Raw genomic sequence first — 14,788 nt, 5'->3', positions numbered from 1 at the left:
ATTTAAAGAGACGTCTATGTTTATTGTTGATTCACACTGTCACCTTAATGATCTGGATTATAAAAAAAAACATCGCAATATAGATGATGTTATTACTAAAGCATTAGACCGCAATGTAAAACTTATACTAGCAATTCCCATGAATTTGATAGATTACCACGTCCTGAGCAAAAAAGTAGAAAATATTAAAAATGTAGTTCTAGCATGCGGTGTACATCCACTTGAACAAAAAAAACCTTATGATATCAATGAATTTCATGATTTAGCAGAAAAAAAAAGCGTAGTTGCACTTGGTGAAACAGGACTAGATTATTTCCGGCAACCGGAAACCAAGGTTCAACAAAAAGCTTCATTTCGTGAGCATATTCGTACAGGTATTTCTATAAATAAACCAATCATTGTACATATGCGTCATGCGAGTGATGATACACTAGCTATCCTACGTGAAGAGCAAGCAGAAATATGCGGAGGTGTACTACACTGTTTTACTGAAGAAAAAAAAATAGCCGCACAGTTGCTAGATCTTGGTTTTTATATTTCATTTTCGGGTATTTTAACTTTTCGTAATGCTGAAAAAATTCGGCAAGCAGCGCGCTATATACCGTTAGATCGTATTCTAATAGAAACAGATTCGCCGTATTTATCACCTGTACCACATCGAGGTAAAGAAAATGAGCCAGCTTTTACACGCGAGATAGCTGAATATCTAGCAGTATTAAAGAGAGTAGGTATCGAAACTTTAGCGTCTATAACTACAAAAAATTTTTGTCAACTTTTTCATATTCCAATGGATCGTGTTAATAATTAATTTAAATGAATATTCACGATTAGTATGTTAACTGTAACAATACTCCTGTGTTATCGTATTAAAAAAATTAAAAACAATTATAAAATATGCATTATGAATTATCACACATAATAACTTGCTATTTTAGTGATACTATAATGGTATAAAAAATCATTATTTTCTAAATTTAACAAGCAATCTATTAAAGTTGAAGAAATTATGATTTGTTATACATAGTAACTATATTGAATTTTAACTATTAAGGACTTTATGTGTTTAAAGAAACTATTTTTAGTAAAATTATACGTCGCGAAATTTATGCTGATATAATTTATCAAGATAATTTAGTTACCGCTTTCCGTGATATTGCACCTAAAACACCAACACATGTTTTAATTGTTCCTAACATATTAATTCCAACAATTAATGATGTGCAAATTACACATGAGCAAGAATTAGGACGTATGATCATAGTTGCAGCAAAAGTTGCGAAAAAGGAAGGGATTGCAGAAGATGGATACCGTTTAATTATTAACTGTAATGACCATGGTGGACAAGAAATTTATCATATTCATATGCATTTAATTGGTGGTCAACGTTTAGGACCAATATTTTAGCCTTGTAATTTAACATTAGATTTACTACAAAAATATGATAAATGACATTAAAATATGAATAAATTTACAATCTATCTGTTGAATAAAAATCTACAATTAAGTTATTACTCAAAGTATAATGTAATGCAATGCTTTCTCTCTAAGGAGATCATTTTTGGTTTATAACATACTACAAAGTATTTGCATGATGATACTGATATTAATACTTACTAATTGTACAATGATAAATCAAATTTCTAGTATAACAACAAAACCGTTTCACCTGAAAAAAAATATTATTTTGGATAGCACGATACAAAAAATAGTAATGAATATGGTACAGACGATTCGTATACATCCAGATAGCATATTATTAGTAGACTGCATTAGAAATAACAATAAAAAATGTTTAGAAAATAAAAATTTAAAAAAAATTGTCGAACATACTTTGTTATTGAATAGCCAGTTCAGTTTGATATCATCAGAACAACTTAAAAAAACTAAGTTAAAATTTGGTTTATCATTAGATGATAATTTAAACTCGCATAGTAAATTTATTAGTCTAGCACGTATTATGCATGCACAGTATATTCTGTATACTAATATACAAGATGACAAATTACCAATTGTACAAGTACAGTTAATACAGTTAAATAGTGGTGAAATTATCTGGTCGGGAAATAATGTTAATCTCCAAAATAACATACGCAATAATAAGTAATTAATATCATATGATATATATTTTCGTATATACTCTCTAATAACATACAATATACAATGAAATTAGAGCTATTTTTTCTCTTTTTTTAAATTTAAAATTTTATTTAAATTGTTATTTAATGCAGATGCGGGTAAACTTAATATATTATTAAATGTAAATATTATTTTCACATTTGATTTTTTTCTAAGTCTGCAATAAAATTGTGTGCCCATTTTATTCGTGCAGTATGCTCTAATGGATTAAATTTAAATTTTAAACGTGTTGGACCATCTAATTTCCACTGTTTTGGATTTTTTTGTATTAAATCAATTAGCCAACTTAGATTTATATGATTCTGTGCCATAAACTCAAAATATCCATCTGTTTCATTAAGTTCAATCTTTTGTATGCCTACTTTGTGTGCAGATAATTTTAACAATGTAATATCAAATAGATTATGGGCTATATTTGGTAATTTTCCAAAACGATCTATTATCTCAATTTTAAGTTCAATAACTTCTTTTTCATTATTAGCACTAGCAAGACGTTTATAAAATAATAAGCGAGTATTAACATTTGGAATAAATTTTTCCGGTAACAAAGCTGGTATGCGGATATCTATCTCGGTTTGCTTGTTAATAAATTGTTCTAATGTTGGTTCATTCCCTGTTTTTAACACACTAACAGCATTTTCTAATAGTTCCATATATAATGGAAAACCAATAGTTTCTATCTGACCGCTCTGTTCTTCACCTAGCAATTCACCAGCACCACGAATCTCCAGATCATGAGTTGCTAAAGTGAAACCTATACCTAAGTCTTCTAGCGAAGCAATAGCTTTAAGACGTTCATGTGCATTCTGAGTTATTACTTTTGGAGGCGGGGTTAACAGCCACGCATAAGCCTGATGATAAGACCGACCTACCCGACCACGTAGTTGATGTAATTGTGCTAATCCAAATTGGTCTGCACGTTCAATAATAATAGTATTAGCATTTGGTACATCAATACCAGTTTCAATAATAGTACTGCAGACTAATACATCAAAACAATGATGGTGGAAATCGTTCATAACTTTTTCTAGATCGCGCTCACGCATCTGGCCATGAGCGATAACAATACGTGCTTCTGGCAATAAGATTTCGAGTTTTTTAGCAGCATTTTCAATATGTTCTACGTCATTATAAAGATAGTAAGTTTGACCACCTCTTAAAATTTCATGTAAAATAGCCTCACGCACAATTGAACTATCATATTCTTTTACAAAAGTTTTTATTGCTAAACGACGAGCTGGTGGAGTAGCAATGATGGATAAATCTCTTATGCCATTCATAGCCATATTAAGTGTTCGTGGAATTGGAGTAGCGGTGAGTGTCAGTACATCAATATTAGTACACATTGCTTTAATGCGTTCTTTATGACGAACGCCAAAACGATGTTCTTCATCCACAATTAATAAGCCTAAATTGTACCAATTAATTTTATTTAAAAATAAATTGTAAGTACTAATCAAAATGTCTATCTTACCTGAACTAACTTGTTCAAAAATTTCATTTTGTTGTTTAGCACTACGAAAACGAGATAACATTTGAATACATACCGACCAGTCAGCAAAACGATTTCGGAAATTATCATAATGTTGTTGTGCTAGTAAAGTAGTCGGAACCAGTACAACTACTTGTTTTTTATTCTCTACTGTGGCAAGAAAAGCAGCGCGCATTGCAACTTCAGTTTTTCCAAAACCGACATCCCCACATACCAAACGATCCATAGGCAGAGGTTGACACATATCATGCAAAACTTCGTTTATAGCTTGTTTTTGGTCAGATGTAATTTGAAATGGAAATTGCTTGCAAAAGAGTTGATATAGTTCATGATTTTTCCTAAAAGGAAAACCAATTCTAGCAGTTCGTTGTGCATAGATTTTTAAAAGTTCAACAGCGACATCGTGTATTTTTTTCGTTGCTGTTTGACGTGTGCGCAACCAACTATCATTACCCAGTTTATGTAATGGTGCAGTTTTATCACTTCCAGCCGAATAATGGTTAATTAAATGTAAAGATGATATTGGTACGTAAAGTTTTGTGTCACAAGCGTAAGCAAGCATGAGGTATTCACTTTTAATTCCACCAACTTCAAGTACTATTAAGCCCAAGTATCGACCTACACCATGATTAAAATGTACCATTGGTTGACCAAGCTGTAGTTTTTTGAAATTAGCAATTAATAACTTTGAGTTCATTAAATTTTGATCATAGTGTGAGCATTTTTTAATATGAGGATCTAATAAATCGTTTTCACAAATTAATACCCATTGGCGTTGAGTATCAATAAATCCGGAATTACTTGCACCTATGATTAAACTGTGGGAATACTTTATAGCTTCTTTAAAATATGTAATTGGATAAGCAGATACATTGATACTTTTTAGTAAATTTTGCAAAAAGTTACGACTACTTTCATTTTTAACTAAATAGATTACTTTACCGCTGAAGCTTTTGAGGAATGTTTTTAATGTATCAGTGGATGAACCAGAGTGTTGTTGTAACTTTATATTTGGCAGTACCTGATAGCCAAGGTTTGTATAACCTTGTTTTTTTGGAAGCGATTCAGTTCTTAATTGTATATTCGGCCAATTAGTTAACTCATTTTGTAATGCCTTGGGATTTAACCAAAGTGCGCTTGGGGTTAACAATGGTCGCATTAAATTGACCCTACCATGTTCAAAGCGTGTATTAACATTTTGCCAAAAACGTTCAGCATTTTTTTGAAAATTGCCTATACTAAGAACTATTGTATTATCAGGTAAATAACTAAATATTGTTTTTAATGTTGTATTTTTAAAAAATAAAGGAAACCAATACTCAATGCCTTGCGGTAAAATCCCTTTTCTTACTTGTTGATAAATAGGTTCTGAATCAGAACTAACGCCAAAAATATTTTTCCAGCGGCTACAAAACAATTCAATTGCTGTTTTATCTGTAGGAAATTCGTAAGCCGGTAGTAAATTAATTTTATTAACTTCTTTTAAAATACGTTGGCTATCAATGCTAAATAAATACAAGTTGTCGATTTGTGAATCAAAAAAACTAATCCGATATGGTTGATTACTTCCCATTGGATATAAATCCATTAGTCCATTTCGTATAGAATATTCACTGTGTCTAGTAATTTGATTAACATGATTATAACCAGCATGTTTTAGTTGAATATCCATTAGATCACAAGTTAATTTTTGCCCTGTATATATTGCTAATGTCTGATGATGTAAAAAACTACATGGACATACACGCTGCATTAGCGTATTAACCGGAATGATTAAGATACCTTTTGTAATTACAGGAAGTCGATATAGGATCGAAAGGCGAGCAGAGATAATTTCTTTTGAAGGTGAGACAGTATCGTAAGGTAATGTTTTCCAATCACAAAAATGAAAAACAGGTAACATAGTAAATTGACGAATTTCTTTGTATAAACGAAGAGTTGACTGCATGTCAGAAGTAATAATTAATATCAAACCATTATGATATTGAGTAATATTAGCACATTCAAATGCTGTTGCGGAATCTAAACATTGCCCAAGAATACGTTGTTCACCAGCCTTGGTAGGTAAAGGATAAAAAATTTTTTCTAACATAAAATTTGAAACAGTCTCTTTTTAGTCTAACTAAAATTTAAATTGAACATGATGTCACAATGATGAATTACAATATTTAACATATATAAAGAATTTATATATGTTAAATATTGTATGTTTATTGGTATAAATATACAATATAGTTTTATAAAAACATGGACTATTGTCTATACTCGTGTTTTGCATTTTTAAATCTTAGTATCTTAATCGTATTGTTTAATATAATATCAATCAAATGTACTTGTATTATACTAATTATTTTTAGAACGGCGATATTACAACTATGGCTTCTATTTTTTAATCCCAGTTTTTATTGATAAATTTAGTGCATTCTCTCTATAATTAAAATTTAACATAACCTATTTTCTATCATTTTTTGAATTATTTGTTTAACATAAAAATACTAAGATAGAGCATCATGTATCAGCCTGTGGTTTTATTTATTGGTTTACGCTATGTTTGTGCACGCTCGTTAGATCGATTTAATCGCCTTGTTTTTTGGCTATCCAGTCTTGGTATTACAATAGGTGTATTCTCTTTAATAATAGTATTATCGGTCATGAACGGTTTTCAAATCGACTTAGAGTCCAATATTCTTGGATTGATTCCACATGCATTAATTACTAGCAAAACAGGTAGTATTAATCCTAAGGAATTACCTACGAAAATGATTAAATTACCGGGTGTGACGCATATAGAACCACTGACTACCAGTAACGTAGTAATACAAAGTGCAACTAATATTTCTATAGGAGTTATGGTGGGTATTAATCCTAATGAGCAGTATCCATTAGTTCCATTTTTGGTTAATACACAACAAAGTTCACTTCAACCTGGTAAGTATAAAATCATTTTAGGACAACGATATGCTGATGAACTTAATGTAAAAATCGGTGATCACTTATATCTTATAGTTCCTTCAGTTAATCAATTTACACCGATTGGACGTGTACCAAGCCAACGTATTTTTACTGTAGCTGGAACTTATAATACTAATAACGAAATTGATAATTATCAAATAATAGTAAATCAAAAAGATGCATCAAATATAATGCACTACCCATCAGGAAATATTACTGGTTGGCGTTTGTGGTTAAAAAATCCACTGTATGTAGATAATATCAATATCAAACTAAAGGAGCTACCTGCTGGATTAGTTTGGAAAGATTGGCGCGAAAATAAAGGTGCTTTGTTCCAAGCTGTGCGAATGGAAAAAAATATGATGGGACTATTATTAAGCTTAATTATAGTAGTAGCTGTTTTCAACATTATTACTTCTATTAATTTGCTAATCATAGAAAAACAGGCTGAAATAGCTATTCTACAAGTACAAGGTTTGACGTATTATCAAATTATTGCAGTATTTATGATTCAAGGTGCTAGTTCGAGTATCATTGGTACATCGTTAGGCACATTAGTCGGTATTTTACTTACAAGTCAACTACATAATTTAATGCCTACAATACTTGGTTCTTTTCTAAATATTAAAGTAACTTTGCCAGTTCAGATTAATTACTACCAAGTAATTAGTATAATACTAATTTCAATCAGTATAGCATTGCTTGCAACTTTTTATCCATCGTGGCGTGCCGCTGCTATTCAACCTGCTGAGGCTTTACGTTATGCATAATACTTCTCCTGTATTGCAATGTTATAACCTATGCAAAAGCTATGAAGAAGGCAATATACAAATAAAGGTTCTTAACAATATCACTTTTAGTTTGCAATCAGGTGAAATGAGTGCAATTGTAGGTAGTTCAGGATCAGGTAAAAGTACTTTATTACATATACTAGGTGGTCTTGACACACCTACATCTGGAAAAATAATTTTTAATGGCACATTATTGAATGGCCTGTCATTATCTGATAAAGCAGAATTACGTAACCGTCAACTTGGTTTTGTCTATCAATTTCATCATTTATTGTACGATTTCAATGTATTAGAAAATGTAGCACTACCATTGCTAATTAGTAAAATTCCTAAGAGACAGGTAGAATTGCGTTCTCGTGCAATGTTAGCAGAAGTCGGATTAGAAAAACGCATGCTATACTATCCTTCAGAACTATCCGGTGGAGAACGTCAACGAGTATCGATTGCTCGTGCTCTAATTAATTACCCTCGTTTAGTTATGGCTGATGAACCTACTGGAAATCTTGATATACGTACTGCCGATGTTATTTTTGATTTACTGATTAAACTTAATAAACAACAGAACACAACTTTTCTTGTAGTAACACATGATTTAGAACTCGCTAAACGTCTCAATCAACAAATGGAGATGAAAGATGGACATATTAAAGTGATTTAACTATTTATTGCCAAGGATTTTGGAATGTATTTATGGTTACCACTATTATTCAGTGTACGATTTATCTATAGACAGCAATGTAAGTATAATAAAAATATACGATCTTCATTAATTTCTCTGAGTTCTATTATTAGTACCACGGGTATTATAATTGGCGTAGCAGCACTAATAATTGGATTGAGTGCTATGCATGGCTTTGAACGTGAACTTAACAACCGAATTTTAGCAGTAGTACCGCATGGCACTATTGAACCTGTTAATCAACCTTTTCGTAATTGGAAAAAAATGATTTCAAAGATCAATGATATTCCTGGAATAATATCTGCTATGCCATACATCACAGTCAACGGACTTATTGAGAATGGTATTAAAATACGCATGTTACAATTAAAAGGAATAGATCCAAACATAAATTTATTTTTAAAATCATTAGGATCTGTTATTACAAACAATGTATGGTCAAAATTCCGCGATAATAACAAACAAATTATTCTTGGTACGGCACTTGCTAAATCGCTTAACCTCAAAGAAGGTAGTTGGATAACTATTGTAATACCCAATAATAATACACATCATCAGTTAAAACAAGCACAGCGTATTCGTTTACATGTATTTGCTTTGCTACAACTAAATAATATATTAGATAATAATTTAGCGCTAATACCGTTAAAAGATGCTCAAACCTATCTAAAGATGGGAACCAGTATTAGCGGAATTGAAATAAAAGTAACTGATCCTTTTAAAGCAGAACTACTAGTAAATACTGCTGCTGAAGCTACACATTGCTATGTTTATGTTCATCATTGGATGAATACTTATGGTTATATGTACCACGATGTGCAAATAATTCGTTCTACTATTTATTTAGCCATGTTTTTAGTTATTATTGTTGCTTGTTTTAATGTTATTTCTACATTAATGATGACTGTAAAAGAAAAAAGTAGCGATATAGCTATATTACGCAGTTTAGGAGCAAAAAATGCATTAATTTCCGCTATTTTTATTTGTTATGGTCTGCTAGCTGGTCTATTTGGTAGTATAAGTGGTATATGTATTGGAATAATAGTATCTTTTAAATTAACATCAATTATGCATTTATTCGAATATGTAATCGGTTTTCATTTGTTAAATCCAAGTATTTATTTTATAGACTTTTTGCCTTCAGAAGTACATTGGATAGATATTTGTTCTGTTTTTTTAGTAGTTGTTGTATTAAGTTTAGTCGCTAGCTGCTATCCAGCATGGCGTGCAAGCCGAATTGATCCAGCGTGCATTCTTAAGTAGATAATCCATTTAAATCAATACATATAATAATAATCTATGTAATAATAATCTATGTAATAATAATGTATGCTTATTTATGCAGATAAATTAAAGTGCATAATTTTGTATTAATAAAATGCAACTATACTATAATCGAGTTCAAATGATCTTCTAAAAAGGATTCATATGCGTACACTACGACGTCAGATACGCTTAGCTCGTTGTAAAAAAATTCGTGTTAATTTACATCAACATTTTCGACGACGTATATGTGAACGCGATCGCAAAGTTGAAAAGTTAATTCACTCATTGTGGCGCGTTGTGGTACCAACTAGAGCAGTTATGTCGTCTAAATCAGGGATTAATCCTTTTTATGAATATCGTCGTCGTACATGGGAAAAGTGCTGTTTAGAAAACATAATAATGCAAAAAGATTTTCATCATAATACTGAAACAGTATATGCTTTATACAAATCACGCTGCTGTCGCCAACTACAACAACAGATTACGGCTCAAAATAATATTATGAATCAATCGCTAATGAAACTACAACTATCATCAAAAAAAGAGAGTCATTGTGTCTTAATGCGTCAATACTTCGGTAATTTACAAAAACGTAGAGAAGATAAAACGCTGATCTATACATATGGTCAATCATTGAAAAAATCTTGTAAAAACAAATGTCAGGTAATTCATTGGACAAAAAAAATAATCATGAACGATAGTTGAAACTATTGTCAAATTTTCGCACAATTATGACTACACGTAATATAGCATGAACAACGAATTTACTCATTACTACTTAGCATGTTAAAAAATTGATCAAAAAGAACTAAGTGTTATTTATTTTAACCAATCGATACTATATTTATGCTGTAGAGATCACTATGAAGCCAAACTGGCTACTAGACACTGTGTTTTCATAAACTCGATACAGCATAAGACACTTAAATAATAAATTTTATTAATAAGAGTTACGACAATTTAGTATTGTAATATGAAGTTACATTTAAAATTGATATTAAAATAGCTAATGTATCTATAATAATTATCCTATTTTAAGTTTTTGAAATAAAGTTTCGTATTGTACGTTTGCATTGCCTACATCATTCTCCCATTCGCCGTTTTGAATAATTGTAGCAGGTGGATATAGCAACGGATCTTCTGAAACATTTTTCGGGAGTAATTTTTTAGCAGCTAAATTAGGAGTAGGATAACCTATAGTTTCTGCTACTTTTGCAGCAATATCTGGGCGTAGAAGAAAATTAATCATTTTCATAGCATTTTCTTTGTTTTTTGCATTCGTTGGAATAGTTAAATTATCCATCCAAAAAATACTTCCTTCTTTAGGCCAGATTACTTGTATCGGCATGCCGGATAAGCGAGCTACGTACGCTGAACCATTCCACATCATTCCAATATTTACTTCACCTTCTATAAAAGCATTGCCAGGATTGTCAGAGTTAAATGCTACAACATTTGGCATAAGCTTTTTGAGCTCTCGATAAGCAGCATTAATTTCTTTTGGATCCCGGGTATTACCTGAATATCCTAATTTTCTTAATGCTATTTGAAAGACTTCACGCGCATCATCGATTAGTAGCAAGCTTTGTCTATATTCTGATTTCCATAAATCTGCCCAACTAGATATTTTATTTGCATTTATGATATTAGTATTGATTCCTATAGCAGTTGCACCCCATATATAGGGTATGGAATAATCGTTATTAGGATCGAAAGACTTATTTAATAAATTAGGATCTAAATTATTAAAATTGCTGAGTTTAGATTTGTCTATTTTTTGCAACATGCCTTCCTTACGCATTTTATCGATAAAATAGGTTGAGGGTACTACCAAATCATAAACTCCATTTTTCCAAGTTTTTAACTTAGCATACATGCTTTCATTAGATTCATAAGTAGAATAAATCACTTTAATCCCAGTTTCTTTAGTAAATTGCTCTAATAATTCTGATGGTACATATTCAGTCCAATTGTAAAAGTAAAGTATCTGATTGTTTTGAGCATAGCCAGGATGTTGGATACATAATGCTAATATAGTAGCCATTAACCACTGATAGCACTTTTTCATTAATTACCCCCTTTTAATTATTTTATCATGAAGTAAAAATTGACAGGTCGCCACGAGTATTAGCGATAATAGAACCAAAATAGTCGCCAGCGCATTGATTTCCGGTGATACACCTACTTTAACCATTGAATAAATTTTTAATGGCAATATTTCGAAAGTAGGACCGGTGACAAAAGAAGATACGACTACATCATCCAGTGAAAGAGTAAAGCTCAGCAACCAACTTGCCATAATAGCAGGCATCATAAGCGGAAGGAGAATTTGACGTAGAATTGTTACTTCTCTGGCACCAAGATCTTTTGCTGCTTCTAACATGCGAATATCAAAGCCATTTAAACGAGCATAAACAGTAATTACTACAAATGGTAAACAAAAAGTTATATGAGAAAATAATAAGGACCAAAAGTTGAGCGAAACACCTAAAACTACAAAAAGTACTAGCAGAGATATCGCCATTATGATATCTGGTGACATGATTGTTAGAAATAGAAGACTAATAATTAATAATTTGCTACGACGGCAATAACGATACAACATTATTGCAGTTAGCGAACCAATCATTGTAGCGAAAGTAGCCGATAAAATTCCCATAATCAATGAATGTTCAGCTGCCTGAATGAGGCTATCATTTTTCATTAAAAAATGATACCATTGAGTAGTAAAACCTTGCCATTTAAAGCCAACACGAGAAGAATTAAAAGAATTAGCAATCAATATGATTATAGGTATATAAAACCATGCATAAATTGATGCTATAAATATATTGCTTAACCAACAACGTTTCATTCTTGAAGCTCTGTTTTGGCATTTAATAAACGAGTTACATACCAATATATTAATAATATAACACCCATTATTAAAGTCATTAAAGTACTAATAGCAGCTCCAAATGGCCAGTCACGAATGTTTAAGAATTGACTTTTAATCAAATTTCCTATCATCAAATTTTTAGCACCTCCCATTAAATCTGAAACGTAAAACAAACCCATAGCTGGAATAAAAACCAATGAGCATCCAGCAATAATACCTGGCATAGTAAGGGGAAGCATAATACAGAAAAAAATTTTTAATTTTCTAGCGCCTAAATCTCGTGCAGCTTCAAGGTAGCATATATTCAATTTTTCTAAATTTGAATAAAGCGGTAATACCATAAAGGGTAGCAAAATATAAATTAGTCCAATAATTACTGCCATTGGTTTATACATAATACGAAAAGGAGTGTTAATCATATGAAGCCAAAGCAAAAATTCATTTAGCCAACCGTGCAAACTTAAAAAAATTTTTAGTGCATAAATACGCAGCAGTGAATTAGTCCAAAAGGGGATGATAAGTAAAAATAACATTAAGGAACGTGTATTTTGAGGTAGTTTTGTAACATACCAAGCAAATGGATAACCTAATAATAAACAGCATAGTGTTGCAATAAATGCCATATTGAGCGAATGGAGTAGTACTTGAACATATAAAGCATCAACAAGTCTACTATAGTTCTTGAATGTAAATATAATGCTAACAAAATGAAGATCATTATGTGTTAAAAAACTAGTAGCTAAAATTGTCACGTTTGGCAAAAATACAAATAGCATTAGCCAACTAATAATAAAAAAAATAATGATTTTCTGAAGATGATTATGTATCAGCTTCATATGGCAGTATTACCTCCCAATTAGGAACCCAGCTTACAGACATTTTTTGATTTAGTGAATGATCAAAATCCGGATCGTCTTCATTAAAAAATTCACTAACCGTTATTAATTTGCCATTTTCTAATTCAACGGTAGATTCTAATGTCATACCTTTATAGTTTCGTTCGCGTACGTACCCCATTAAATTTTCATTAACGTTAATATCATCAATTTCTTTTACGCGTAAATCTTCAGGACGTAATAAAACATGTAATTTATCTCCCGTTTGAACTGAAAATGGACAGTAAAGATTACATTCATAACCTTCAACATATGCACGTACATTAGGTGCATTGTCGTTGCTCAGCACCTCTGCATTTAATACATTAATTTCTCCAATAAAGCGTGCTACAAAAAGATTTGCTGGTTCTTCATAAATTTCACGTGGTGTTCCATCTTGCTCAATACGTCCATTATTTATTACAACAATACGGTCCGACATAGTCAGCGCTTCTTCTTGATCATGAGTAACTAAAATAAAGGTAATACCGAGTTTACGTTGCAGTGCTTTTAATTCATTCTGCATTTGCTGTCGTAATTTATAATCTAACGCTGATAATGGTTCATCTAATAAAAGGACTTTAGGGCGATTCACTATGGCTCGAGCAATAGCAACTCGTTGTTGTTGACCGCCTGATAGTTGATGTGGACGTCGATTAGTAAAATTTTCTAGCTTTACTATTGTTAAAACTTCTTGTACACGCTTAGAAATTTCTAAAGCTGGCGTTTTTTTCATTTGTAGACCAAATGCTATATTTTCAAAAACTGACATGTGCGGAAATAAAGCATAGCTCTGAAATACAGTATTAATATGACGGTACTCAGCCGGTATATCGGTAATATTATTATTATCAAGCATAATATAACCATTATCTACCTTTTCTAGACCAGCAATAAGACGTAAAATAGTGGTTTTACCACAACCAGATGGACCGAGTAGAGTAATGAATTCGCCGTCATAAATGATGAGATCGAAAGCAGAAATAATAGCTTTACCATCAAAAGCTTTATGAATGCCAGAAAGACTCATCAATGTTTTTTGCTTACATTTTTGCATTATTTTAATTATTCAGTCTAATTGAAAGTACAGTATAATGTTCTATCTATGCAATCTAATACGAGTTATGATAGTAAGATATTATCTACAGAGTAGAACAGTGATATGGCGTGATACAAGTAATAATTCTTGTCTCTTTTAATTTGAAGAACTACTAGACAGTTCAAAATTTATTAACTATCTATGATAGGTGTTGTACGCTACTATACGACAAAAATCATTGATTATTATAGAAGAGTACATGTTACAGAGTACATTTTTTAATATTTGTTCAGTTGTTCAATAACATAAAAAATTTATTAAAAGTATATAATGTAATATATAATATAAATTAATCAATCAAATCTCAGTTATATGAAAATTTATATTTAAAGTCTAGTAAAAAAATTTAAATTTTATTTTTAAAATTTACTCTTACTTACAATTAAGTATATCATAAACAGATGATATTTTGTAAAAAATTTAATTCAGATCACATTTTTGTATTTTTTAAAATTAACTGTTCTGCGACTATTAGTTATGCAATAAAAAATCAAAAAAGCAATTTATATTTATTTATGAAATAAATATAAATGAAATTATTTAATAACATGTTTATGTCAATAAATTAATTTATAATAGTAAATTGTACATGTTTATAGCATAATAAATGCATCAAATGT

The 14,788-nt window shown here is 30.9% G+C and carries 12 protein-coding genes; 7 read left to right on the top strand and 5 right to left on the bottom strand.

Features of this window, described 5'->3' with window-relative positions:
• Nucleotides 1-16 precede the first annotated feature (16 nt).
• From BMSBPS_RS01555 to BMSBPS_RS01545, 3 genes are all read left to right on the top strand, one after another.
• Nucleotides 17-808, top strand: coding sequence for a YchF/TatD family DNA exonuclease (locus BMSBPS_RS01555; RefSeq protein WP_022564672.1), 792 nt, complete (start codon nt 17-19; stop codon nt 806-808).
• A gap of 251 nt (nt 809-1,059) precedes the next feature.
• Nucleotides 1,060-1,404 carry a purine nucleoside phosphoramidase gene (gene hinT, locus BMSBPS_RS01550; protein WP_022564671.1) on the top strand — a complete coding sequence of 115 codons (345 nt, stop codon included), beginning with the start codon at nt 1,060-1,062 and terminating at the stop codon, nt 1,402-1,404.
• A gap of 184 nt (nt 1,405-1,588) precedes the next feature.
• Entirely contained in the window at nt 1,589-2,104 is a 516-nt protein-coding gene (locus tag BMSBPS_RS01545) for a hypothetical protein (protein WP_148424735.1), read from the top strand.
• Nucleotides 2,105-2,270: 166 nt separating this feature from the next.
• On the opposite strand, the gene mfd is transcribed toward BMSBPS_RS01545, so the two are convergent.
• Nucleotides 2,271-5,720 carry a transcription-repair coupling factor gene (gene mfd, locus BMSBPS_RS01540; protein WP_046201113.1) on the bottom strand — a complete coding sequence of 1,150 codons (3,450 nt, stop codon included), beginning with the start codon at nt 5,718-5,720 and terminating at the stop codon, nt 2,271-2,273.
• Nucleotides 5,721-6,138: 418 nt separating this feature from the next.
• Here mfd and lolC point away from each other — a divergent pair, with 418 nt between their 5' ends.
• From lolC to BMSBPS_RS01520, 4 genes are all read left to right on the top strand, one after another.
• Entirely contained in the window at nt 6,139-7,350 is a 1,212-nt protein-coding gene (gene lolC / locus BMSBPS_RS01535; protein WP_022564668.1) for a lipoprotein-releasing ABC transporter permease subunit LolC, read from the top strand.
• Nucleotides 7,343-8,029 (top strand): lipoprotein-releasing ABC transporter ATP-binding protein LolD, encoded by a 687-nt coding sequence (gene lolD, locus BMSBPS_RS01530; protein ID WP_046201112.1) that lies wholly within the window; start codon nt 7,343-7,345, stop codon nt 8,027-8,029. The genes lolC and lolD overlap by 8 nt, the downstream gene beginning before the upstream one ends.
• Before the next feature lie 24 nt (nt 8,030-8,053).
• Nucleotides 8,054-9,313 carry a lipoprotein-releasing ABC transporter permease subunit LolE gene (gene lolE / locus BMSBPS_RS01525; protein ID WP_022564666.1) on the top strand — a complete coding sequence of 420 codons (1,260 nt, stop codon included), beginning with the start codon at nt 8,054-8,056 and terminating at the stop codon, nt 9,311-9,313.
• 165 nt (nt 9,314-9,478) lie between these two features.
• Complete coding sequence (locus tag BMSBPS_RS01520) at nt 9,479-10,021, top strand: hypothetical protein (protein WP_046201111.1); 543 nt, start codon at nt 9,479-9,481, stop codon at nt 10,019-10,021.
• A gap of 319 nt (nt 10,022-10,340) precedes the next feature.
• Here the strand turns inward: BMSBPS_RS01520 and potD are convergent, their stop codons facing one another.
• The 4 genes from potD to potA are packed head-to-tail and all read right to left on the bottom strand — an operon-like array spanning nt 10,341 to nt 14,126.
• On the bottom strand, nt 10,341-11,384 hold the full coding sequence (gene potD / locus BMSBPS_RS01515; protein ID WP_022564664.1) for a spermidine/putrescine ABC transporter substrate-binding protein PotD: 1,044 nt from the start codon (nt 11,382-11,384) through the stop codon (nt 10,341-10,343).
• Nucleotides 11,385-11,387: 3 nt separating this feature from the next.
• Entirely contained in the window at nt 11,388-12,170 is a 783-nt protein-coding gene (gene potC / locus BMSBPS_RS01510) for a spermidine/putrescine ABC transporter permease PotC (RefSeq protein WP_022564663.1), read from the bottom strand.
• A complete protein-coding gene (gene potB / locus BMSBPS_RS01505; RefSeq protein WP_022564662.1) occupies nt 12,167-13,030 on the bottom strand; it encodes a spermidine/putrescine ABC transporter permease PotB in 864 nt (287 codons plus the stop codon). Before potB ends, potC begins: the two co-directional genes overlap by 4 nt.
• The gene (gene potA / locus BMSBPS_RS01500; RefSeq protein WP_044170018.1) at nt 13,014-14,126 is read right to left on the bottom strand and encodes a spermidine/putrescine ABC transporter ATP-binding protein PotA; all 1,113 of its coding nucleotides are present in this window, start codon (nt 14,124-14,126) and stop codon (nt 13,014-13,016) included. Before potA ends, potB begins: the two co-directional genes overlap by 17 nt.
• Nucleotides 14,127-14,788: the final 662 nt, after the last annotated feature.

The organism is Candidatus Pantoea carbekii (genome assembly GCF_000971765.1).
Classification (GTDB): Bacteria; Pseudomonadota; Gammaproteobacteria; order Enterobacterales; family Enterobacteriaceae; genus Pantoea_A; species Pantoea_A carbekii.
Note: the sequence above shows the minus strand (reverse complement) of the source record. Positions and strands in the feature narration are given on the sequence as shown.

What these genes read in the sequence shown, in the direction of transcription:
- BMSBPS_RS01545 (WP_148424735.1), top strand. Translation starts at nt 1,589, where the DNA reads ATGATGATACTGATATTAATACTTACTAATTGTACAATGATAAATCAA.
- lolE (WP_022564666.1), top strand. Translation starts at nt 8,054, where the DNA reads ATGTATTTATGGTTACCACTATTATTCAGTGTACGATTTATCTATAGA.
- lolD (WP_046201112.1), top strand. Translation starts at nt 7,343, where the DNA reads ATGCATAATACTTCTCCTGTATTGCAATGTTATAACCTATGCAAAAGC.
- BMSBPS_RS01520 (WP_046201111.1), top strand. Translation starts at nt 9,479, where the DNA reads ATGCGTACACTACGACGTCAGATACGCTTAGCTCGTTGTAAAAAAATT.
- potA (WP_044170018.1), bottom strand. Translation starts at nt 14,126, where the DNA reads ATGCAAAAATGTAAGCAAAAAACATTGATGAGTCTTTCTGGCATTCAT.
- lolC (WP_022564668.1), top strand. Translation starts at nt 6,139, where the DNA reads ATGTATCAGCCTGTGGTTTTATTTATTGGTTTACGCTATGTTTGTGCA.
- BMSBPS_RS01555 (WP_022564672.1), top strand. Translation starts at nt 17, where the DNA reads ATGTTTATTGTTGATTCACACTGTCACCTTAATGATCTGGATTATAAA.
- potB (WP_022564662.1), bottom strand. Translation starts at nt 13,030, where the DNA reads ATGAAGCTGATACATAATCATCTTCAGAAAATCATTATTTTTTTTATT.
- potD (WP_022564664.1), bottom strand. Translation starts at nt 11,384, where the DNA reads ATGAAAAAGTGCTATCAGTGGTTAATGGCTACTATATTAGCATTATGT.
- potC (WP_022564663.1), bottom strand. Translation starts at nt 12,170, where the DNA reads ATGAAACGTTGTTGGTTAAGCAATATATTTATAGCATCAATTTATGCA.
- mfd (WP_046201113.1), bottom strand. Translation starts at nt 5,720, where the DNA reads ATGTTAGAAAAAATTTTTTATCCTTTACCTACCAAGGCTGGTGAACAA.